Raw genomic sequence first — 22,597 nt, 5'->3', positions numbered from 1 at the left:
ATAAATTATCTCAACAAGACAACAGACGTTATTTTATCAGTTTTGCTAATATTAAACAAACCTGAATAACCGAATTTTTCTAAAAATAGTACTTTAGACCCACTTGCCAAAATCAGTAACCGATCTCTTTTTGATTTTGGCACTTTCTTTTCAATCAAGAATCGCCGCAATTTTTTTCGATGATCACCAATCATAATAAGATCACCTGGCTCTCGATAGCGCCAACAAAATGGCGGATCTTGGGTTGAATAAACGATTGGAATTTTTTTTTGATATTTATAAGAATCAGCTAACGGTAGTTCAAAAATACCTAACTCATCGTTACCAACTTTAAACCATTGGTTAAATTTAAATGTTGGTACAACCCCCGTTTCTTTTTGTTCAGCTGATTTCAACCCAAAATGGTCGTACTCCTTAAAGAAAATCAATGAGCTGCTAATTTGGACTAATCCCTGTGGTTTATTTGGATTGTGAAGCAATTTGCTACACTCCCCAACCAAATTGGTATTTATCTGTAAAATCCCGTTCTTAACTAAAAAATGGCGAATAAAGTTACGATAAGAAATTGAATTTGAGAAGACATTTAGACTAATCGATCTCTTAGAGATTTGATACTTTTCAATTAGTAAATCATAGTAGTTGGATGTATCTCTTTTTAAATCAGATACTTCGTTGCAAAAATTTAAAAAATGATGATACTCTTTATCCGTCAAAAAATCATGATTAAAAATGTGGTGCCGAATTTGATTACGCATAGTTTCGTCGCTTAAATTCGTTTCGTCTTCGAAAAAAAATATTTTTTTTCTTGGGCATATAAAAGCAATTGTTTCTTTGAAATATTTATTAACGGTCGGTAAAAAGACAGGCCATTTCGTTGGCTAAAACGATCAATTCCTTTAACCCCCATCACGGTTCCGCTTCTAAAAATCTGCATTAAAAACGTTTCAGCCTGATCATCCAGATGATGGGCAGTAAGAACTAACCCAATTTTCAGTTCGGCAGCGATAGCTTCTAATGAATTATATCTTAGATTCCTAAGTTGAGTTTCACTCAGGTTATTTAATTCTTGAACAAAGATTTTCTGGCTCAAAAAGTTATAACCTTGCAATTGAGCTTGATCACGAACCGCATTTTCTTCAATTACGCTCTCTTGGCGCTGCTGGTGGTCGACGTATACCACAAAAACATTTTTACTGTTAAGATCTAATTCTCCGAGCAAAGATAAAAGGCACATTGAATCAAGTCCACCAGAAACTGCGATCAAAAACTTAGTTTTTGGGTCTAAAATGTGATCATTTTTAATTGTTTTTTTAAATTCCGAAACAAGAGATACCACTAATTCGAACCAAAGTTATAAATAGTTTCTCCGTCTTTAGAATAAAAATACTTACTGCGGATCCACTTCTTAATATAATCTTTATCTTTAAGTTCTTTAACAGTAATTTTCAAGTTTTCATTCTTATTTTTTACTTTATCTAAAGCTGCTGTCTTCTCTTGCAAAAGTTTTTGTGAATCATGAAGAGAGGCATTATTTGCTCTAATTTCGATAAATGTAATTCCAACAATAAATAGAAAAACTGACATCAAAGCAAGAACTCGATTTCGATGAATTTTTCTTCTCTTCTTCTTTTTAAGTATTTGTTCCTTATTCAACGTTAACCTCAGTTAGTTTTCAGAAAGAATTTTGTACATTTCTTTACTCTGGTCTTTATTGGCAAATTCATTAACACTGAGCACAACTAATGCAATAGTTCTACTTCCATAGTGAATTACTAATTCGTCATTAATATTAACCGTGCTTGCCGATTTAGCAGAACGTCCATTGATCTCAATTCTCCCTGCATCAGCTAATTCTTTTGCTACAGTCCGCCGCTTTATCAAACGACTTACTTTTAAAAATTTATCAAGTCTCACTTTCTTTTTCCACTACCAATTCTCGAATTTTTGTTATAAAGCCTAAAAATTCAGCACTTGTAATTTGATCGTTTGAATTTTCTATCAATATGTTATACCTTTGATCATCTAAACTCAATTTAATTTTCCACTTAGCTTCAAAAATAATTTTGGCTAAAACCTTTTGATCGACAACTTTTGTCATCACTGAGCTAAAAATAATGCGAATTTGATCTCTAATAGAAGTAATTTTAGTAATTCCCGCCATATCTGCCTGGATTTTGATTCTTGCGGTATTAAGCAAATTCAAAACACTTACCGGTGGTTCTCCAAACCGGTCAATCATTTCATCCAATAGCTCGTCAACTTCCTGATCAGTTTTAGCATGTAAAATTCTTTGATACATTTCGATTTTTTCGCTTCGATCCGTGATGTATTCATCTGAAATATAATTCGACCAATCAAGCTCAACCACTGATTTTGTTTGATAACGATTAACTCGTCCCATTTTCTGTTGAACTGCATCAGTCAACATCGCGAGAAACAAATCAAAACCAACCGCATTGATAAATCCGTGTTGTTCTTTTCCTAAAATATTCCCGGCCCCTCGAATCGAAAGATCAGTCATTGCTAACTTATACCCAGACCCAAGCTCTGTAAAATCACGAATTGCGCTCAAACGTTTTTCCGAGGTTTCACTGATCGACCGATCAGCTCGATAAGTCAAATAAGCATATGCCATCCGGTTAGAGCGACCAATTCGACCGCGCAACTGGTAAAGAGTTGACAGTCCAAAATGATCAGCATTTTCGATAATCATGGTATTAGCGTTAGCGATATCAACTCCAATTTCAATAATCGTCGTCGTCACTAAAATATCAAATCGACCTTCCATAAAATCAAGCATTGTATTTTCAAGTTGGGTTTCAGTCATTTGTCCGTCAACAAATCCAACTTCAGCGTCACTAAAAAGTCCTTTCAAAAAGCTGACAGTGCCTTCAATATCACTTACGCGATTATGTAGATAGAAGACCTGCCCATTACGTTGTAATTCTCGTCTAATGGCATCCTTAATTAAATCGATACTAAATTCACTGACATAAGTCATAACTGGATAACGATCTGGCGGCGGAGTTTCAATCAAAGAAAGATCCATAATTCCTAATGTCGCCAATTGTAGTGTTCTTGGAATTGGCGTCGCCGTGAGAGTTAGCACATCAACGTTACTCTTTAATTCTTTCAATCGCTCTTTATGGCGAACTCCAAAGCGCTGTTCTTCATCGACTATTAGTAATCCTAGATCGCTAAAACTCACATCCTTGGATAAAAGTCGATGGGTCCCAATTACAATATCGACCTGACCAGCCTTGACCTTTTTAATTACTTCCTTGATTTCTTTTGTTGTACGAAAACGCGAAATCATCTCGATTGAGACCGGAAAGTTTCGAAAGCGATCAATAAAAGAATTGTAGTGCTGATCGACCAAAATCGTTGTCGGAGCTAAAACTGCTACCTGTTTATGATCTAAAACGGCTTTAAATGCTGCCCGCATTGCTACTTCTGTTTTACCAAATCCTACATCTCCAACAAGTAATCGATCCATTGGAATACTTTTCTCCATATCAGATAAAACTTCTTCAATCGACCTCGATTGATCGGGAGTTTCAACGTAAGGAAAAGCTTCTGCAAATTCAACTTCATAACTGCTGCGCGGAGAAAAAGCAAAACCCTTTTTGGCTTGCCGATCAGCGTATCGCTCAATGAGTTCATCGGCCATGTCGTCAATTTTATTTGCAACTTTTTGCTGAGTTTTTCGCCATTCGGCACTTCCTAGCTTATTTAATTTTGGTGCAATTCCATTGTCAGACTGATATTTTTGAATAAATTGAATTTGGTTAATCGGCACATACAATTTACCACTGCCTGCAAATTGAATTGTAATGTAGTCGCGGCTTACTCCTCCACGCGTTTCAGTTGTCATTCCGACAAAACGCCCAATTCCATGGTGAATATGAACCAAATAATCACCAACTTTTAATTCTGAAAAATTAGTTATTTTGCGCGAATTCTTATCTAGAAAATTGCTGCGACGACGTCTTTTTTTCTTAGTTGTAAAAAGATCATTTTGACTAATTAATGTGATATTTTCATCAATTAAATCAAAGCCCCGACTGAAACTATCGTTAACTAAATTAATTTTATGAGCAACAATATTATCTTCAACAACCGTTAAATCTAAATCTGCTGCAATTTTTTTGAGCGTTTCTCTTTGTGATTTTTCTGGCAAACTCAAAATCAAAGTTCTATTTTGGGCAGTTGACTCATCCAAAAACATTTCAAACGCTGGTAATCGATCAACAAAATTTGGAGCGGCTCTGCTAATAATATTATGAACTGACTTAAACGAAATTCGTCCAATTCCACGTTTTATATTCGCTAAAAATACTTGACGGTTTTTTAACCCGCGTATTAAATCGACCACACTTCTTTCACAAAAATCCGACTTAAAATAGTGATTTTCTTGGTTCAAATTATCCTTCAGCTGCACCAGTTGATCATCTATTCCACCCAGCAAATCAAGAATATGAGCATACTCAAAAATAAAAAAAGTAGCTGACTTTGGTAAATAATTAAGAATAGTTTGATTGCCAATTATTTTTTCTAAGTAAGGAAAATTGAATAACGGATGTTCGCTATTCAAATATTCCTTCAAATAATTTTTGAGTTCTGAAGATTCTTTTGAATTCAAAAAGTTGTCGATATCTTTTTGTTTAATAATTCGATCCGTTACTGGCGTAACCTGTGCATTTGTAATCTGATCTAATGAACGCTGGGTATCAAGATCAAAAGCTCGAATGGAATCAACTTCTGTATCGAAAAGTTCCAGCCTAATCGGATGATCTTCACCAAAAGTATAAAAGTCAATGATATCCCCGCGCACTGCGTACTCGCCAATTTTTTCAACCTGCGCAACTCTTTTTAACCCTGCCTGATTAAGCTTTTCAACAAGCTCTTCCAAAGAAATTTTACTGTTGAAGTTTAAACTAAAGCCAGCGGCTTTAAAATCAGTTGGACCAGTTATTGTTCTTATTAAACTTTCTGGAGTTAAAAAAAATACTCCTTTTTGTCCTAAAACAAGAGCCTGCATGAATAACGTTCGGGCCCTTTGATTTTCAGGAGATGAGGTCAAATCTTGAGAAAACAGAACTTCTTCGGCTGGAAAAACATAAATCTCATCGTTGTTAACAAAGTTGCTCAATTCATCCATTAACGAATTTGCTTCATCCATTGTCGGAACTAAAACAAAGGTTTGATCGTCATGTAAAAAAACATCACGACTAAGGATCAGGGTTGAAATTGAGCCCTGAACTCCGGTGAAAAGATGCCGTCCAGTTTGTTTCAAACTTTCATCAATGGTGGAAAAAAATCCATTTTTTTCCAAAAAAGCAAAAATATTATTGTTAATTTTCATTTCTAATTAAATTTATTCATCAGTTCATCAACTGTCGTACCTTTAATAAAACTAGCAATTATTTCTGAAGAAATTTTAATTGCTTCATCAATTTTAGGTGATTCATCCACTGAAAAACGTCCTAAGACCCAATTAATGACATTTCCATTTTCCGGGTGATCCGTTCCAATCTTTAAATTGACAAATTCCTTTCCTCCTAAAACTCGCATAATATCCTTAACTCCGTTGTGTCCGCCAGGAGAATGTTCGACTTTAATTCTAATTTTTCCCGTTGCAAGATCCATATCATCATGGATTACTAAAATATTTTCACTTTCAATTGAAAACTTTTCGCAAATATATTTTACTGCTCGGCCAGACTCATTCATATAAGTTAGAGGTTCTAAGGCAATGAACCGATGACCATCAAGATTTAATGATGAATAGCGTTGATCGTTTTCATTTTTTTTCCAGTTAAATCCGTGTTCATCTAAAAAAGATTCTAACGTCATAAAACCCACGTTATGACGCGTATTATCATACTTCTTCCCAGGATTTCCTAGGCCTACAATTAATTTAGTCATGCTCTTATTATAAACCAGATTGATTTTTTGATCTGCTCGTTTTCACTCCATCTTTCAATCAATTATGCTATACTATCACTGTTAAACAATTTCAAAGGAGATAATTTGTATTGGCAAATTTAAAAAACGATCGTCAGAAAGTTATACTTGTAGGTGACGGAGCTGTTGGTTCTAGCTATGCCTACGCATTAGTTTTACAAGGAATCGCAAGGGAACTCGGAATCGTCGATGTTTTCAAAGACAAGACTCAAGGAGATGCAATCGATCTTTCGAACGCTTTACCTTACACTTCACCTAAAAACGTTTATTCTGCTGAATACAGCGACTGTAAAGATGCAGATATTGTTGTTATCACTGCTGGTGCTCCTCAAAAACCTGGTGAAACAAGATTAGATCTTGTTGCAAAAAATTTAAAAATCTTAAAATCAATTGTTGAACCAATTGTTGAATCTGGTTTTAAAGGAATTTTTGTCGTTGCTGCTAACCCAGTAGACATTTTAACTTATGCTACTTATAAATTATCAGGGTTCCCAAAAGAACGAGTAATCGGCTCTGGAACTTCTCTTGATACAGCAAGACTTCGTCAAGAAGTTGCTAATTTGGTTCATGTTGATGCTCGCTCGGTTCATGCTTACATTATGGGTGAACATGGCGATACTGAATTCCCTGTATGGTCACATGCTAACATCGGTGGCGTCAGAATTTCGGAATGGGTTAAAGCACATCCAGAAATTGATGAAAGTAAATTAGTAACAATCTTTGAAGATGTACGTGATGCAGCATACAAAATCATTAAACTAAAAGGCGCAACTTTCTACGGAATTGCAACTACTTTAGCGCGAATCACCAAAGCAATTCTTGATGATGAACAAGCAATCTTGCCATTATCATGCTACATGGAAGGTCAATATGGTTTACAAGATATTTATATTGGTACCCCCGCAGTTATTGGCCGTAACGGAATTACTTCTGTCTTAGAAATTCCATTAAACGATCACGAAAAGCAAAATATGAATCATTCTGCAGAACAATTAAAAGAAGTAATCGATAAATCTTTTAATGAATAATTAAGAAATATTTTCATTATTTTCTGAAAAGCGTCCGTTTTATTGAACGCTTTTTTTGTTTTACTCTCTATTTTAAAAATTTTATTTAATGCTAGAATGGATCTATGGGTAAGAACATGGAAACAAAAATTCAACGACCAAAAGTTAATTCGAAAAAACAAGGATTTAAAAAAGGATCTTTCTTTCTAATTTCGATCTTCGGAATTATTATTGTTAGCACCTTCTATTTGCTATATTCGCTTAACTTTCAAAACAATTTTATGCCTAACACTCAAGCTTTTGGGGTTGATATTTCAAATAAAGACGTAAATGAAGCAGCTGATCTTCTCCATTCCAAATTAGACAACATGGAATTTAAGATTTATGAAGATAGCTCGGTCGTCTACACTATTACGAGCAAGGAAATTGATTTAAAAAAGGATTATCATCCTTTTTTAAAAGATTTAATGAAACGTCAAAATCCTGCACTTTGGGGCGTAAAAACACTGGCTTTTGCTAGTAATAATGATGAACATTCCAATGATATTAAACTGACAATTAACAACGAATCTCTAAAACGGATTGAGGATAAACTTAAAACTAATCTGAGTAAAGATCGTAGCGCACCGGTTGATGCCAAAATTATTCGCGATGGCGATGAATATAAACTAGTTAAAGAAATCGATGGAAATACTATCAGTTTTGCTAAACTAGAAAATAAAATCAGAAACAATATTAATAATGCTAATGCTAAAATTACGATTGAAAAAGATGACTATGAGCAACCGAAAATTCGCGAGAATAATTCTACTTTGCAGAAAAATTTCAAGCAAATTCAGTTAATTCAAGGAACAAAAATCACTTACCAAGTTGCCAATAGTGCAACAATTGAGGTGCCTAAAAGTGATATAACTAATTGGATTAATTACGATAATAATCAAGTTGACCTCAATACTCAAAGTATTTATAACTACATTAGTAATATTAACGGTAACTATTCTACTGTTGGAATTACCCGCAATTTTAAAACTAGTGACGGGGCCATGATCAAAGTAAGTGGTGGAACTTACGGCCGTCAAATTAAGGTAAACGATGACACTGCTCAATTTAAAAACGCCCTCCTAAAGGGGGCGACGACCAAAATTACTGCAAGCGTAATTGGTCAGGGTTTAGATGAAGCTAATCCCGATAACATTGGCAATACTTACGTTGAGGTAAGCAAGGCAAAGCAACATGAGTGGGTTTACGTTGATGGAAAATTATTTATTGATGCAAATATTGTTACCGGTAAACCCAATAAGAAAAACGATACACCCACCGGCACTTTTGTAATTTGGAATAAGCAAAGTCCAAGCGTTTTAAAAGGTTTTAACGACGACGGAAGTCGTTATTCTTCACCTGTAACTTACTGGATGCCAATTGACTACACTGGTGTTGGCCTTCATGACTCACCGTGGCAGCCAAAATATGGCGGTGATTGGTATGTTAATAACGGAAGTCACGGATGCATTAATAATCCACCCGATGTAATAGCTAAATATTACCCTGTACTTAAGATCGGAACTCCCGTAATTATTTATTAGTTTTTTGAACGACCAAAAGTCCATCTCCCACTGGTAAAAGTGTGGCGATGGATTTTTTTTGTGCCAAAACTTCATCTAGTAACCGATTAAGATGCCGATGAATACCCTTGTTGCGATGTTTAATTTTGGCCTCGGGCTTCAAAGTGTCTCCTCCTTGAAAAATATCATCAATCAAAATCAAACCATTATTTTTCAAACTCGGAAAAAAATGTTCAAATTGTTCAAGATACTTTGCCTTAGCCCCGTCAAGAAAAATTAAATCGAACTCTGATGACTCAAAACTTTCATAAAAATTAGCAGCATCGCCATCAATGATTTTTATTTGAGAAGTAAGGCCAAATTTCTGAATATTCTTAACCGCTTGTTGATACATCACAGGATTTCTTTCAATTGTGACGATCCGTGTTTTAACCGGGTTTTCAAGCGTCATCAAAATAGCAGAATAGCCAACCGCTGTTCCAATTTCTAAAATTCGTTTTGGTTGATGAATTTTGAGTAAGAGACGTAAAAAAGAAGCAGTTTCCAAAGGAATGATCGGCAACCCCTTTAGTTGTGCTTCTTTTCGTAATTCGATTAATTTAGGGTCATTTGTCTCACTTAAATGCGATCTAAGATACGATTGAATCTCTGGATCGATAATTGGCCGATCCATCATTTCATTTACCATCTATTTCTCCTATAATTACTCTTCAATTTTATTGACCGCAATCCGTGGCACTCTTCTTGAGATTGTGGTCAAAATTTCATAAGGAATTGTTTTAGCGAAATCAGCTGCTTCTTCAGCAGAGATCTTCTTACTTCCGCTATTGCCGATTAATGTAACTTTCGTTCCAATAGAATAACACTTAGAAACCTTAATCATTAATTGGTCCATCGTTACACGCCCAACAATGGGACAAAATTCGCCTTCTACTAATAAATTAAATCCTTGCATCCGGCGTAACCATCCATCAGCATAACCAATCGAGACTGTAGCTATATACTCATCTTGAGGCGCGGTATAAGTTGCACCATAACTAATTTTTGTCCCTTTCGAAACTTTTTTGATAAATGAAATTTGGGACTCAAGACTCAAAACTGGTTTAAACTTTTGCTCAAGCTTTTGCGGCTTAATAAAAGGAGAAATACCATAAAGAGCAACGCCTAAACGCAAGGAATTGGTGAAATCATCATCTTCTTCTAACAAGCTAGAAGCACTATTCTCGCAGTGCAAATATTTAACTTTTTGCTTAAACCCTTTAGCCAACAATTTAAATCTTTTTTGCTGCTCATGATAATACTCATCATCAGCATCAGCTGTCGCAAAATGTGTGAACATTCCCTCTAGCTCTATTTTATCGGAATTATCCTGAACAAACTGAAAAGCTTGCTCAAGTTCCTCTATCCTAGTCATCCCAATCCGGCCCATTCCGGAATCTATTGCAAGGTGAACCTTTAACTTATTAGGATTCGTTGAGTCCAAATATTTCACTACTTCTTGAAGCCAAGCAAGCGACGGTGCGGTCAGGCTAATATCTTCTTTTTGAGCAATTGCTGCAGATTTAGCTTCGCTAGCTCCCAAAACCAAAATTAGATTATTAAAACCAAAGCCCCTGATTTCACGCGCTTCATCGACATAGGCGACACAAAAACCAGCTGCTCCCGCTTTTATAACGGGTGCACAAACTTCCCTTACTCCATGACCATAGGCATCAGCCTTAACTGCAACAAAAATTTTCTTCTTGGGATGAAGATTTTGCACTAATTTAAAATTATCATAAATTGCTCTTTGATCAATCAAAGCTTTTGAAGGTATAAAATCAAATTTCATCTTTCTCTTCCAATATCACTTCTGTCATAACCAATTCATTAGTATGACTAATTGAAATATAGCCAACTCCTTTAAAAGGATGATACAAAAAAAACGGGTGCCCGTTTGCCTGATTTAAGATTGCTAAGTCTTGAAACCCAACAGAGCCAAGTCCAGTCCCAAAAGCTTTCGCATAACTCTCTTTGGCACTAAAACGCCCGCCTAAAAATTCCACTCGTTTTTCTACAGTCTGATACGTTTGAAAAATTTCCAACTCTTCTTTAGTTAAAATGCGTTCGGAAAATTTTTCTCCGAATTTTTTCATCAAACGATAAACTCGATTCTTCTCCGTAATATCAACGCCAATTCCATAAATCATCAGGCTTTAGTTCGAATCACAAAATTACGATTCACTTTCTTTGGAGTTTTTGCCTGATTGGAAGATGAACGCTTATGATCTCGCTGACCGTATTTCTTTTGGTCACGATCATGATGATATGGTTTTTTGGAATTATAACGACGTGATGAACCATGGTTATATTTCTGATACCCTTTACCACTTGACTTCTTTTTCGACGGCAACGGACGCTCTACTGAAATACTAACTGGCCGATTTTTACTGCTACTCTTAGTATAACTTTGCAGCAAAAGACTGGCTAAAATCATCGGGTCAACTTCCTCAACCAATTTTTCAGCATATTTCTGATAATTATTGACATGAATTGAAGAAGACTTATCTTCAATAACCGAGACAGCATGATCTAACAGCTCTTTTTGAACCTTTTCAGCCGTTGGAGGCATTAAAGGCATCATCTTAACTTTAGTTAATTTCTCAATTCCTCTTAAATAATCCATTTCTCGCGGATTGACAAATGTAATAGACATCCCAGCTCGTCCTGCCCGACCGGTTCTACCAATTCGATGAACATAACTATCGGGATCTTGTGGGATATCATAATTGTAAACGTGAGTTACTCCGCGAATATCGAGACCACGTGCAGCCACATCAGTAGCTACCAAAATTTGAATTTCACTGTTTTTAAACATCCTTAAGACATTCATCCGCTTTTGTTGCGTTAAATCACCGTGAATCCCTTCAGCCTTAAAGCCACGAATCTTTAATCCGCGTGTCAACTCATCCACTCTTCTCTTAGTTCGTCCAAAAACTAGAGCTAATTCCGGTCGCTGTACGTCCATCAAACGAGTCATAAAATCAAATTTTTCATTGTCTCGCGCTTTTACGTAATACTGATCAATTAAATCAGCAGTTAATTCTTTAGATTTAACTTTAACAGTCACAGGATTATTCATAAATGCCGTCCCGATTTGGACAATATCCTGTGGCAATGTTGCAGAAAATAATAAAGTTTGTCTTTCTTTAGGTAACGAACGAATTATCTTAGAAATATCTTCTAAAAATCCCATATCAAGCATTTCATCAGCTTCATCTAAAACTAACGTCTTCAAATGCGAAAAATCAACAGTTTTTCGATTCATGTGATCTTGTAGGCGACCTGGAGTTCCTACTAATATTTGCGGCGGATTTTTTAAATCTCTAATTTGTCTTCCAATATCGGAACCACCATAAACGACCATTACTCTGATTTTTTTGTCATGACCAAGCTTTGCTATTTCATCACGGGTTTGGATTGCCAACTCTCTTGTTGGTGACATTATTAAAGTCGAAACAAAGTGGTCATTATGGTTAGCTTGTTGAATCGCTGGAATCCCAAACGCTGCAGTTTTTCCAGTTCCGGTCTGTGCTTGTCCCATCACATCTTTATTAGCCAAAGCGACCGGCATTGCTTGTTCCTGAATCGGAGTCATTTCCACATAACCGGCGTCATTAATTGCTGTTAAAAGTTCTGGTTGTAAATCTAGTTCATTAAATTTCAAAATTTCATTCCTTTAGTTTTTATTTATAATATTAAGGGCATACATCAAAATTCCGGCAGCGACTGAAACATTTAAACTTTCAGCGTGTCCTTTTGTCGGAATCAAAATATTTTCGTCAATTGTTGCACCTATTTCTTTGCTTAACCCATGTCCTTCGTTTCCAAGAACTAACGCATAAGGTTCATTAAGATCTAAATCTTGCACCTCTTTTGCCTGCTCATGAAGAGTTGTGCCAAGAACTAACTCACCCCAACTTTTGAGCTGCTCAATAAAAGGCATCGTTGGACCAATAACCACCTGTAGATGAAAGTTACTCCCTTGAGCAGATCGTAATACTTTTGGCGAGTATGGCGATACTGATTTCGGGCTAAAAAACACCCCCTGATAATCAAAAAAATCTGCCGTCCTAAGAATGGTCCCTGCATTACCTGGATCCTGTAATTCATCAAAAATTAGCCAATTACCAGGTTGAGGAGTTTCCTGACGAATTGGCATCACCGCAAAAATCCCTTCTGGAGTGACGGTTGATGATAAATATTTTGCTACCTGCTCACTAATTAAAGTAAAATGATCCGTTGATCCAGATAAATAAGCAGCAGCTTGCTCAGTGGCTAAAATCTCTAGCGGTTCTTGATAGTGAATCGCCTCGTCAACCAGATTGCGTCCTTCGATCAGGTACTTCTGTTCTTTTTTTTGATATTTGGAAGTCAGAATTTTTTTAATTAATTTGATGTGTTTATTTTGGATTGAATCTATTATCATTATATTTATTAGGAGGTTCTAAAATTGGAAACAGAAAAAATTATTTTTTCAGGTCACGTTCAAGGAGTTGGATTTCGCTATAGTTGTAAAATGCTTGCCGATCAACTCGGTATCACTGGTACAATTCATAACGACTGGAACGGATCGGTGATTGCAATTGTTCAAGGTTCGCCAGATGTAATTAACCAATTTACCCGGAACCTGCCCAATAAGATCTCTCCTTGGGCCCGGATTTCAAAGGTAGAAAGAACGAAAATATTAGACACTCAAGTTTATCATGATTTTCGAATTATATAAAATCTTAAATTCAAACTCCAGTATGATATAATATTTTCTTAGCACTCTATTTAGAAGGATTAACTATTGAAAAATAAAAAAATCATTGTTTGGTCATTGCTACCAATTCTCTTATTCTTAACCTCATGTGCTCGGCGCGCTAGTTCAGTGCGCAAGCCTCCGACGGATTTCTTTTATGGAACGATCTATAAATTTTTGGGAATCCCAATGCAAAATTCCATTATTTGGCTAGGAGATACTTTGGGTGGAAAGAATGGTTACGGTTTTGCAATTTTAATTATCACGATCGTGATCAATTTGATCATTTTACCATTAAGACTTAATCAAGCAAAAAAGCAAACTCTGCAACAAGAACAAATGCGATTATTACAACCGCAAGTTAACTTGATTAATAAACGGATGAAGCAAACCAGGGATCAAGCTGAGCAAATGCGACTTAATCAGCTTTTGATGGATGTTTACAAAAAGAACAATACTAAAATGATTCCAAGCATGGGATGTCTTGTTTTAATCATCCAACTTCCATTTTTTAGTGGTTTATTTTTAGGGATCCAGTACTCAGAAGTTCTCCAACACAGCGTTTTCTTCGGAATGAATTTAGGAAAACCCAATTTGTTAATCGTTATATTAGCGACGATAACTTATTTCATTCAAGGATACATGTCACTAGCAGGAATGAGTCCCGAGCAGCGTAAACAATCGAAATCAGTACTTGTAATCTCGCCGGTCATGATCTTCTTTTTCACCTTTGCATCACCTGCAGGACTTGGCCTTTACTTCTTGATTACCGGTGTTTTAGCTGTTGGACAGCAGGCAATTACCACTTACCTGATTTTACCTAAAATTCGCCGTCAAATTGACGAAGATTTGGAAGAAAATCCGATTGTCGAAGTCGTAACCGCTGAAACTTTTGAAAGTGACGAATTTCTTCAACCCGGATCTTCTGACTCTGATGAAAAAATTGGTAGCATCGACTCAGAGGAATTAAAAAAGCGAAATGCTGGCAAGCAACACTTTGACAAATAATTTCCAAGATAGCTCATCGTTAAAATGACGATGAGTTTTTTTCTAGCAAAAAACGCCTGATCGGCGTTTTATTATTATTGTTCTGGATACCATGGATAATGAAATGTTCCTTCTCGATCAACGCGCTGATAAGTATGCGCCCCAAAGTAATCCCTTTGAGCTTGAATCAAATTTGCAGGTAAAACTGCACTGCGATAAGAGTCATAATAAGTAATCCCTGCTGCTAAGACTGGAACCGGGATTCCTGCTTTAATCGCAATCGAAACAACTTTTCTAAGTGAATCTTGATATTGATCAGCTATATTTTTAAAATACGGATCCAAAAGCAAATTTTTTAAATCTGGATTTCTAGTAAAGGCGTCAGTAATATTTTGGAGGAATTCAGCTCGAATAATACAACCTGAACGCCAAATTTTTGCCATGTCGCCGTAATTTATATTCCAATCATAATGGTCAGATGCCGTCTTGATTTGCTCAAAACCTTGTGCATAGCTCATTACTTTACTGAAGTACAGGGATTTCTCTAACAAATCGATTAGTTCTTTTTTCTCATCTTCACTAACTGGTTCAACTTTTGGTCCGCTTAACTGCTTACTTGCAGCAACCCGCTCACTCTTTAGAAATGAAATATAACGAGCGTAAACAGATTCTGTGATCACTGATTGTGGAACACCTAACTCTAACGCATTTTCAGAGCTCCATTTACCAGTTCCTTTGTTTGCTGCTTCGTCTACAATTAAATCAACAATTGGAGTGCCACTACCTAGGTCGTCCTTACGAGTCAAAATATCCGCCGTGATTTCAATCAAGTAACTCTTTAGTTCGCCCTGATCCCAAGTTTTAAAAACTTCTGCACATTCTTCAACCGATAACCCCAGAAGATTACGCAAAATATTGTAAGTTTCTGCGATCAACTCCATATCGCCGTACTCAATTCCGTTATGAATCATCTTAACGTAGTGACCGGCACCATTTGGCCCAACATAAGTTACACAAGGTTTGCCATCATCAGCTTTAGCTGCCATCTGCTCAAAAATATCTGCCAATTGATCATAAGCAGATTTTTGTCCGCCAGGCATCATCGAAGGTCCATTTAAGGCTCCTAATTCACCGCCAGAAACTCCCATTCCAATAAAATTGATCCCTGATGCATCGAGTTTTTTGCTGCGTCTAATAGTATCTTCAAAGAATGTATTTCCACCATCGATCAAAATATCGCCTTGTGCTAAAAGTGGTAATAGTTGATCAATTACAGAATCTGTGCCAGCTCCTGCCTGCACCATCAAAATAATCCGCCGGGGCTGTTCAATACTTGCCACAAAATCTGATAAATCATAGCTTGCAACCAAGTTTTTATCTGGATGATCCTCAACTACTTTTTTCGTCCTCGCATCAGTACGATTATAAATTGCAACTGTGTGACCGTTTCTTTCAATGTTTAGGGCTAAGTTTTTACCCATAACTGCCATACCAATGACACCGATTTCTGCTTTTTTAGTCATTTTTCTCCTGATCTAACTCTTTCTTTAATTTTTCTAATTGATTACGTGTTTGGGCTGGTAAACTCTCGGATTTATCTGTCGGAGATTTAAAATCAGCTTCGGAAATAACTTGCCAATTAGTACCTTTAGGCATCAAATTTTCTTTTTGTTCTTCTTCAGTCAGAACCTGGGTTGGGACAGCCAATAAAATATAATCAACGACTGTATTATACAAATCTAAGACATTATTCTCAACGTCCGTAATAACCTGCTCTTCTTTTTCTCCGTCTTCCAATTCAATCTCAGGGAATTTGAAAATTTCATCAGCATTTTGAAAAATTTTCACTTTTGCTGGTAATAAACTACGAGTAGAAGGGACAATTAACTTTCCTTCAAGCTCAAAGTGAGCTTCAACGTACTTTCCGTCAATTGGTAGTAGTTTAATTTTCACCATAAACGGATCGCAAGCCTGGTAATCTGGCTTTCTTTTTTCAATTTCTTGGCCCAAATCAACCTCAGTTTCAATGATTGTTGGGCTTTTACGTTCTAAAACTTTCGCAAAATCAAAAACTAGTTTCATTTTGATTCCTTTCTACTTATTACTAATTTTGAAGGTTCAGTCTGCATAATAAAATCATAGAAGCGGTTAGCTCGTGCCTCTAAGCAAAAAATTTCCGAACGGGCATAATCTGAACTTTTGGGATTTGTAATTAAATCCACCTCATTTTTCAGATCAGCTAAATATTTCTGCCCTACCGAATTAAAGCCCCAGACTTCCACCATCTCAAAACTCCGAATAAAATCGCGGTGAATATCAAGTAAGAGGTAAAGATAAATCCTTTTAATTCGGGTTAAAGTATACCGTTTTGTTTTAACTTGATGAATAAAATCTTCGTAATCTTTAGCCTTTCGAATTGCTTGAAGAGATCGCTTCAAAAGCTCATCTGGTAACAGAAAAATTTCGTTTAAGAATTTGGGGTCTGTTAAAAGCAACTTAGATTTCACAATTGCAAAGGTCTTATCAAAACTATCTGGCGGTGTTTTGGCCAAAATTGAAACTGCTTCAGGTGGCATTAGCGTTTTAACTGCCTCAAAGTCTCGTTGTCTTAGAAGCAATCTAATTTTACTGCTGCTGACCTCACTAATTCCGCGCTTCAAAGGAATCAAGTCTAGTTGATAATTCAATTTAGCTGCTGCTACAGCATAATAAAATCCCAAGAGGTGATTAGCAGATTTAGGCGAAACTGAAATTGCTGCTAAATCTAGCGCCACATTATTCGCATAATTTTGATTTTTTAATTTCGGAACCAAAGGCGGCATTTTCAAAAATTCTTCTGCTTTGGCTCGGTAAGGAAAATCAGGTTCCTCACTCCCGAAAACTAAGTGGGTTACTCCCATTTTTTTGGCTACCTGAACGCTGCCAAAAGCAAATTGATCAACGGCTTGAATATTGTTCAAAAAAGGAATTCCGACCACTAAATCAGCGCCATAGGTTAAAGCCAGCTTGACCTTATCCTCACGGCGTAAAATCGACATTTCTCCTCGTTGAGTATAATTACCGCCTAAAATAATAATTGTTAGATCAGGCTCAACGATCTTTTTAGCTTCTTGCAGCTGCCACAAATGCCCATTATGAAAGGGATTGTATTCGGCAATAATGCCTAAAACTTTAAGATTTTTGACCAATGAAAAACCACCGTTTAGTCTCTGAATCAATTTCTTGTTCGCCAAAATTAGCAAGCGTTTGAATATTTTTAAATCCTGCAGCTTGTAAACTATCTAAATACTGCCACATTTCATAAGCGCGTTCCTGTTGTTCTTCGGTATATCGCTGGTAAGCTTTCAATTCTGAATCATATTTAAAAATGGTCAAATCGTGAATTACTGAATGTTCAAACTCCCCAGAATAGGTCGTCCACAACAAAGAATTTTGTTCGTCAGAGTAATTGTAGTAATAATTTTGATAAACTACATCGGTCTGATACGGAGTTATCACGTCAAAAAGAAAAATTCCGCCCGGACGTAAGACTTCAAAAACGCCTCCAAATACTGACTCTAATTCAGAAAAATCCAAAAGATAATTAAGCGAATCATCATAACAAGTCACGACATCAAAAGAGCCAAGTCCCGTTAAATCGCGCATATCTCTTTTGACAAACATAATTGAATCAGGATCATCAGTTAGTTTACTGCTGGCAATGGAAAGCATCTCCTCAGAATTATCTAGCCCCATGACCTTAAAGCCTGACCTTACCAACTGTAAAGAAAAATCCCCGGTGCCGCAAGCAAGATCCAATACTTTTTTACTTCCCATCGGCGCAAATCGGTTAGTAAAGCTTAGCCACTTATCATAGAGACTTTTGTCCATCAATTCATCATAAATGGTCGCAAAAGAATTAAACATTTATTGAAACACTCTTCGCTTCATTCCAAAGATTTTCTAAATTATAAAAATTCCTCTTCTCGGGCGTAAATACGTGGACTACTACATCACCATAGTCTAGTAAAACCCACTGTGAATCCGGTTTTCCTTCAACGCGCTTTACGGCAAAACCGTCTTGTTGAGCTATTTCAGACAGATCTTTCACTAAAGCCTCAATCATTCGAGGATTACGCACATCCATAATCATAAAATAATCTGCTAAAAAGCTCACTCCTGCCAAATCTAAAACAACAATGTCGTTTGCTTGTTTTTGATCAGCCTTTTTAGCCAGATCTTCAACTAATTTCAAAGTATTTACTTCCAATTTTCCTCCAATTTTTGTATCAAATCATGTAATTTAGAATTATTTGCATATAATGCATTATAAGTGTTTAACATTGCCGGATGAATCCGCGCTGATCGAATCATCATATATTTGATGCTACTTCTGATTTCAAATAACACTGCTGCGTCAAGATTCTCCTGGGCAATTTCCCGTGCCAGACAAACTTGTCTAAAATTGCGTTTTGGTTCAATGTAATCCGCCACAAAAACGATTTTTGCTAACTGGTCCATTCTTGGATCCGTGATTGTATGATATCTAATCGCATTCAAAATTTCTTCATCGTAAAATTCGTATTCTTGCTTTAAAAGATCTGCGCCCAATAATCCATGCCAAACTCCACGACTATAACTCAAAAGGTCAGAATCATAGTGTCCATTTTTAATCATTTCAACAAAAACTTCCGAATCAGTTTCTTTATAAAAATCATGTAAAAGTCCTGCTAATCTAGCTTTTTGGGGATCCACTCCGTTTTCTTCAGCTAAAGATTTCGCTGTTTTTGCTACGTTTAAACAATGATCAAATCGTTTAGCTGTTAACTTTTGTTTAGCAAGTTCGCTAAAGTAGCTAAATTGATCACAAACCATATAAATTCTCCTTTAAAATATATCTAAAAACTTGATCGGGCACTAGATAACGAACAGTCATTTTATTTCGAAGACGTTCTCTAATATCTGAACTAGAAATATTAATCGTTGGTACCTCAACCCAAGTAATCGGGACCTTCGAACGCAATACAAAATTATAGCGTCGTGTCCCTACCAACTTAACATAATCTAAAAGTTTCGTCGAAAAAGTACCCATACTGATTGAGTTGATAAATTCATTACCTGCAATCCAGTAATAATCAGCTGCTGGATTTTTTTCATGCAGCAAACGAAACATCTCTTCTAGATTTTTTGGCTTTTCAAAAATCATCCCCGAGTAAAGAAGTTCAAAATAATCGTTATCCCTGATGCTATCTTTGATCATGGCCAGACGGTGACAATCTTTTTGAGGATTATTTTCTGTAATGTCATGATTTGTAACCGGAATAAAATAAACTTTATCTAACTTAAGAAATTCCCGTACATTTTCAGCTACCACTAAATGTCCAATATGAATCGGATCGAACTTGCCTGTAAAGAGGCCGATTGATTTTTTATTTTGACTTGTTTTCACCTCTTCTTTTGGCAAAGTCAAAATTACATTTTCTCTTTTTCTTTTGTCCATCTTAATTACCCATCTCTATACGATTGCTTTTCTTAGAGACACCTTCAAAGGCTCTAAAAGCGTCAAATTTATTTTTGCTTTTTGGCTTACTGTCACCCATCCCATTGCCGGAAAAACAAGATCATACTTATAATTTGCTTGAAAAGTGTTTGTCCTAAATGAAGGCCTTTCTAACTTTTGTGGTGGAAATAAAAGATCTCCAACGTGATTAACATAAAAATCCTCGTTTTCACTAGTTTTACGCCGATGAATAACTACTTGTGAGTTAAAGTAAAAAACCAAAGAAATTTTGGGACCTTTTTTGTAATCTAACCAGCCTAATCCGCCAATAAAAATGCTTTGCCCTGCCTGAATTTGAAAAATTAATGGTCTAATTCTTTTCTGCGGTAATAAAATCTGCCAATCCGACAATGATAGAAAAGAAGGTGCTTGATTAGTTAATAATAACCCTGGAGTATCATACCAGGTTTTTGACCCATTTTTGAATGTCAAAAAATTTAAAGTCGTTCCCGGAAGAGATGAAATCGCAGGTTCAATAAATTTTCCAGCCTGACTTTTAATTAAAGCATTAATTAAGCTTGATTTACCAACATTTGCATTACCCACAAAATACAACTCTCGATCTTCAAGTTCCTGATTTAAAATCTGAGATAAAATATCAATATTGTATTTCGTTTTTGCGCTCACTGGAACAATGTAACGCAAGCTAATTTTTTCTCTAATTGCATGATTGCGCACCCAATCTTGAACTGCCGCAATCTTATAATCCCGCGGCAAATCCTCAATTTTGTTAATCACAATCACAAATTGGTTAGAAGCCGGAAATTGTTTAAGAAGCGCAAAGAACTCATCTGACAAATCAAAAATGTCGGTCACTGCAATGATCAATGAACCAGCTGGAATTTGCTTTAAGATTGTCGCAAAATCACTTGCTCCAATTTCTAAAGGAGTGACTTCTTTATAGTGCAACAAGCGAAAACACCGCTGACATAAAAGTGGACGCTGTTCGTCTAATAATTTTTCTAAAGTTTGCTGATTTAAATAGCCAGCCTGATTTTTTTGCAGGTCCTGTAACTTTGCCCCGCACCCACTACATTGAAAATTTTCTATTTTATTTTCCATTCAAGTCCCTTAGCCCGTTGAATTTGTTTCATAAAAGGCCGTTCAAAAAAGCGGTTAATTCTCGTATTCCAATTATCAGTTTGAACTAATGGATCCACCAGAACTGTCTTAATATTCGAACTAAGACCTGCAAAAAGATCTGTCAAAACTTGATCGCCAACTAAAATCACGTCCTGTTTTTTTAAATTCAACTGTTTTAAAGCCCGCCTAATCCCAAAAGGAGCGGGTTTCAGCGAAAAAGCAACAAATGGGACACCCAAATCTGCCACTGCTTTTTCAACTCGCTCTTGATTGTTATTAGATACAACAATAACCGGAATGGATGCATCCTTTAACGAATTAATCCATCTCTTAGCAGTTTGATCAGAATCTTCAAGATCCCAAGCAACCAAAGTATTGTCTAAATCCGTAATCACTCCTTTTATTCCGTGAGCTTTTAACGATATCGGATCGAGATCAGTGATTTTACTCGTCTTCCAAGTTGGATAATACCATTTTTTTGCTAAATCTCGTTGCAATATTTAATCCCTTTCACTTAAAACTTCTTTTTAATTTTAATACAATTTCTCAATTTCGCCAAAAAAAAAGCCAGAACTCCGCCTGACATTTCATAAATTTACCTGAAAATTAAATTTTAGCTCCCCTGAGGTTGCGTTTTTGGTTGATCAAAACCACTACTCGGCGGATTTGGTTGATAACCCGAATTAGCATCATAAGGCTGATTAGGTACTGCCGCATTATTAGGCTGATCACCTGGATAATACAAGCCTGCCCCGCCCAAATCCGAATTAGGCTGATTAAAATTATATGGATCAGCATAATTTTGAGAATTAATATTATTAAATCCCGAATCTACAACACTCTCAGCCTGTTGATCACCCGAATTAACTGGAGGATAACCGGCTTGGTCTGGCCCTTGAGCTACTGGATCATTAGGATTAACAAACTGTCCTTGCGACCCGCCAAACTGCTCATTTGCAGCTCCCTCACCAGCTTGATTTTGATCATATTGCTGAGTGAACTGACTTGCTTGTTGATCAAAATCATAATTCTGCTGACTTGACTGCGAATCGGCAGCAGGTTCAGCAACATCAAGCTTTAAATCAGGATTTTCACTTAACAATGATTTAGTTACATCGTCATAAGCCTGTGAAGCTTTATATTTCTTAAACTCATCAAAATTCTCTGAAAAATGCGATTGCAAAAGGTTGACCCAATTATCGTCGTTAGCATATTCAAGCTGTTGTTTAAAAGTATCGATTAAATCTTGATGAAATTTCTTTAATCCAGCTTCAATCACTTTACCTTTATCAGACAATTCTTGAGTTTCACCAATCGCCTCAGCCTGAATCTGATTAGCTTTCTCAGTTGCTGCTTTAAGAACTTTTTTAGCATCATTTTCAGCATCATAAATGATTCGATCTCTTTCTTTTTCAGCATCTTTTTTGACTCGATCTGCTGTTTGTTGAGCAATTAGAATCGATTTATTCAGTGCATCTTGTAAACCCGAAAAATACTTTACTTTTTCTTGGGCAGCTGATAGCTGATTTTTTAATGAAACATTTTCGTCTAAAGTCCGAGCATAATTATCGTTAATTTCATCAAGAAAATCATTTACCTCATTCTCGTTGAATCCACGAACGCTCCGACTAAAATCTTTATTTGCAATATCTTCAGGTGTTAGTACCAT

25 protein-coding genes are annotated in these 22,597 nt (G+C 36.2%); 4 read left to right on the top strand and 21 right to left on the bottom strand.

Annotated features, from left to right (window positions below; translation table 11 throughout):
• Positions 1-5: 5 nt before the first annotated feature.
• The 6 genes from tilS (R8495_RS03850) to pth are packed head-to-tail and all read right to left on the bottom strand — an operon-like array spanning position 6 to position 5,928.
• Complete coding sequence (tilS, locus tag R8495_RS03850; RefSeq protein ID WP_317636249.1) at positions 6-755, bottom strand: tRNA lysidine(34) synthetase TilS; 750 nt, start codon at positions 753-755, stop codon at positions 6-8.
• 11 nt (positions 756-766) lie between these two features.
• A complete protein-coding gene (gene tilS, locus R8495_RS03845) occupies positions 767-1,336 on the bottom strand; it encodes a tRNA lysidine(34) synthetase TilS (RefSeq protein WP_317636248.1) in 570 nt (189 codons plus the stop codon).
• Positions 1,336-1,653: an FtsB family cell division protein gene (locus R8495_RS03840; RefSeq protein ID WP_317636247.1), complete on the bottom strand. Its 318-nt coding sequence runs from the start codon at positions 1,651-1,653 to the stop codon at positions 1,336-1,338. The genes tilS (R8495_RS03845) and R8495_RS03840 overlap by 1 nt, the downstream gene beginning before the upstream one ends.
• Positions 1,654-1,665: 12 nt before the next feature.
• Positions 1,666-1,914, bottom strand: a complete 249-nt coding sequence (locus R8495_RS03835; protein WP_317636246.1) for an RNA-binding S4 domain-containing protein — start codon at positions 1,912-1,914, stop codon at positions 1,666-1,668.
• Positions 1,904-5,365, bottom strand: a complete 3,462-nt coding sequence (mfd, locus tag R8495_RS03830; RefSeq protein WP_317636245.1) for a transcription-repair coupling factor — start codon at positions 5,363-5,365, stop codon at positions 1,904-1,906. The genes R8495_RS03835 and mfd overlap by 11 nt, the downstream gene beginning before the upstream one ends.
• A gap of 2 nt (positions 5,366-5,367) precedes the next feature.
• A complete protein-coding gene (gene pth / locus R8495_RS03825; protein ID WP_317636244.1) occupies positions 5,368-5,928 on the bottom strand; it encodes an aminoacyl-tRNA hydrolase in 561 nt (186 codons plus the stop codon).
• A gap of 110 nt (positions 5,929-6,038) precedes the next feature.
• Between pth and R8495_RS03820 the strand changes: the two genes are divergently transcribed.
• Both R8495_RS03820 and R8495_RS03815 read left to right on the top strand, forming a co-directional pair.
• The gene (locus tag R8495_RS03820; RefSeq protein WP_317636243.1) at positions 6,039-6,995 is read left to right on the top strand and encodes an L-lactate dehydrogenase; all 957 of its coding nucleotides are present in this window, start codon (positions 6,039-6,041) and stop codon (positions 6,993-6,995) included.
• A 116-nt stretch (positions 6,996-7,111) separates the two neighbouring features.
• Entirely contained in the window at positions 7,112-8,557 is a 1,446-nt protein-coding gene (locus R8495_RS03815) for a L,D-transpeptidase family protein (RefSeq protein WP_317636242.1), read from the top strand.
• Here the strand turns inward: R8495_RS03815 and R8495_RS03810 are convergent.
• Genes R8495_RS03810 through R8495_RS03790 form a run of 5 tightly spaced genes read right to left on the bottom strand, consistent with a single transcriptional unit; the run spans position 8,547 to position 13,004 of the window.
• Positions 8,547-9,224 (bottom strand): O-methyltransferase, encoded by a 678-nt coding sequence (locus R8495_RS03810; protein ID WP_317636241.1) that lies wholly within the window; start codon positions 9,222-9,224, stop codon positions 8,547-8,549. The genes R8495_RS03815 and R8495_RS03810 overlap by 11 nt on opposite strands.
• A 15-nt stretch (positions 9,225-9,239) precedes the next feature.
• Positions 9,240-10,367 carry an alanine racemase gene (gene alr / locus R8495_RS03805; protein WP_317636240.1) on the bottom strand — a complete coding sequence of 376 codons (1,128 nt, stop codon included), beginning with the start codon at positions 10,365-10,367 and terminating at the stop codon, positions 9,240-9,242.
• Complete coding sequence (acpS, locus tag R8495_RS03800) at positions 10,357-10,725, bottom strand: holo-ACP synthase (RefSeq protein WP_317636239.1); 369 nt, start codon at positions 10,723-10,725, stop codon at positions 10,357-10,359. Before acpS ends, alr begins: the two co-directional genes overlap by 11 nt.
• On the bottom strand, positions 10,725-12,242 hold the full coding sequence (gene cshA, locus R8495_RS03795; RefSeq protein ID WP_317636238.1) for a degradosome RNA helicase CshA: 1,518 nt from the start codon (positions 12,240-12,242) through the stop codon (positions 10,725-10,727). Before cshA ends, acpS begins: the two co-directional genes overlap by 1 nt.
• A 12-nt stretch (positions 12,243-12,254) precedes the next feature.
• Complete coding sequence (locus R8495_RS03790; protein WP_317636237.1) at positions 12,255-13,004, bottom strand: TrmH family RNA methyltransferase; 750 nt, start codon at positions 13,002-13,004, stop codon at positions 12,255-12,257.
• A 24-nt stretch (positions 13,005-13,028) separates the two neighbouring features.
• On the opposite strand from R8495_RS03790, the gene R8495_RS03785 reads away from it, so the two are divergent.
• Together R8495_RS03785 and yidC are read left to right on the top strand one after the other, a co-directional pair.
• Positions 13,029-13,301: an acylphosphatase gene (locus R8495_RS03785; RefSeq protein WP_317636236.1), complete on the top strand. Its 273-nt coding sequence runs from the start codon at positions 13,029-13,031 to the stop codon at positions 13,299-13,301.
• Positions 13,302-13,367: 66 nt separating this feature from the next.
• Entirely contained in the window at positions 13,368-14,327 is a 960-nt protein-coding gene (yidC, locus tag R8495_RS03780; RefSeq protein ID WP_317636235.1) for a membrane protein insertase YidC, read from the top strand.
• Positions 14,328-14,401: 74 nt separating this feature from the next.
• Here yidC and gndA read toward each other — a convergent pair whose 3' ends face one another.
• The 10 genes from gndA to R8495_RS03730 form a co-directional block, all read right to left on the bottom strand.
• Positions 14,402-15,829: an NADP-dependent phosphogluconate dehydrogenase gene (gene gndA / locus R8495_RS03775; protein WP_317636234.1), complete on the bottom strand. Its 1,428-nt coding sequence runs from the start codon at positions 15,827-15,829 to the stop codon at positions 14,402-14,404.
• A complete protein-coding gene (locus R8495_RS03770; protein ID WP_317636233.1) occupies positions 15,822-16,388 on the bottom strand; it encodes a YceD family protein in 567 nt (188 codons plus the stop codon). Before R8495_RS03770 ends, gndA begins: the two co-directional genes overlap by 8 nt.
• Positions 16,385-17,524, bottom strand: a complete 1,140-nt coding sequence (locus R8495_RS03765; RefSeq protein WP_317636232.1) for a nucleotidyltransferase family protein — start codon at positions 17,522-17,524, stop codon at positions 16,385-16,387. The genes R8495_RS03770 and R8495_RS03765 overlap by 4 nt, the downstream gene beginning before the upstream one ends.
• Positions 17,478-18,212 (bottom strand): class I SAM-dependent DNA methyltransferase, encoded by a 735-nt coding sequence (locus tag R8495_RS03760; RefSeq protein ID WP_317636231.1) that lies wholly within the window; start codon positions 18,210-18,212, stop codon positions 17,478-17,480. The genes R8495_RS03765 and R8495_RS03760 overlap by 47 nt, the downstream gene beginning before the upstream one ends.
• Entirely contained in the window at positions 18,205-18,555 is a 351-nt protein-coding gene (gene rsfS, locus R8495_RS03755) for a ribosome silencing factor (RefSeq protein ID WP_317636230.1), read from the bottom strand. The genes R8495_RS03760 and rsfS overlap by 8 nt, the downstream gene beginning before the upstream one ends.
• Positions 18,546-19,160: a bis(5'-nucleosyl)-tetraphosphatase (symmetrical) YqeK gene (yqeK, locus tag R8495_RS03750; protein WP_317636229.1), complete on the bottom strand. Its 615-nt coding sequence runs from the start codon at positions 19,158-19,160 to the stop codon at positions 18,546-18,548. Before yqeK ends, rsfS begins: the two co-directional genes overlap by 10 nt.
• Positions 19,150-19,785 carry a nicotinate-nicotinamide nucleotide adenylyltransferase gene (locus tag R8495_RS03745; RefSeq protein ID WP_317636228.1) on the bottom strand — a complete coding sequence of 212 codons (636 nt, stop codon included), beginning with the start codon at positions 19,783-19,785 and terminating at the stop codon, positions 19,150-19,152. The genes yqeK and R8495_RS03745 overlap by 11 nt, the downstream gene beginning before the upstream one ends.
• A 15-nt stretch (positions 19,786-19,800) precedes the next feature.
• Positions 19,801-20,907 carry a ribosome biogenesis GTPase YqeH gene (yqeH, locus tag R8495_RS03740; RefSeq protein ID WP_317636227.1) on the bottom strand — a complete coding sequence of 369 codons (1,107 nt, stop codon included), beginning with the start codon at positions 20,905-20,907 and terminating at the stop codon, positions 19,801-19,803.
• On the bottom strand, positions 20,892-21,425 hold the full coding sequence (locus R8495_RS03735; protein WP_317636226.1) for a YqeG family HAD IIIA-type phosphatase: 534 nt from the start codon (positions 21,423-21,425) through the stop codon (positions 20,892-20,894). Before R8495_RS03735 ends, yqeH begins: the two co-directional genes overlap by 16 nt.
• A gap of 116 nt (positions 21,426-21,541) precedes the next feature.
• Complete coding sequence (locus R8495_RS03730; protein WP_317636225.1) at positions 21,542-22,597, bottom strand: DivIVA domain-containing protein; 1,056 nt, start codon at positions 22,595-22,597, stop codon at positions 21,542-21,544.

It is taken from the genome of Xylocopilactobacillus apicola, assembly GCF_033095985.1.
Lineage (GTDB): Bacteria > Bacillota > Bacilli > Lactobacillales > Lactobacillaceae > Xylocopilactobacillus > Xylocopilactobacillus apicola.
The sequence above is the reverse complement of the archived record's forward strand: the minus strand, read 5'-3'. Positions and strand labels throughout refer to the sequence as shown.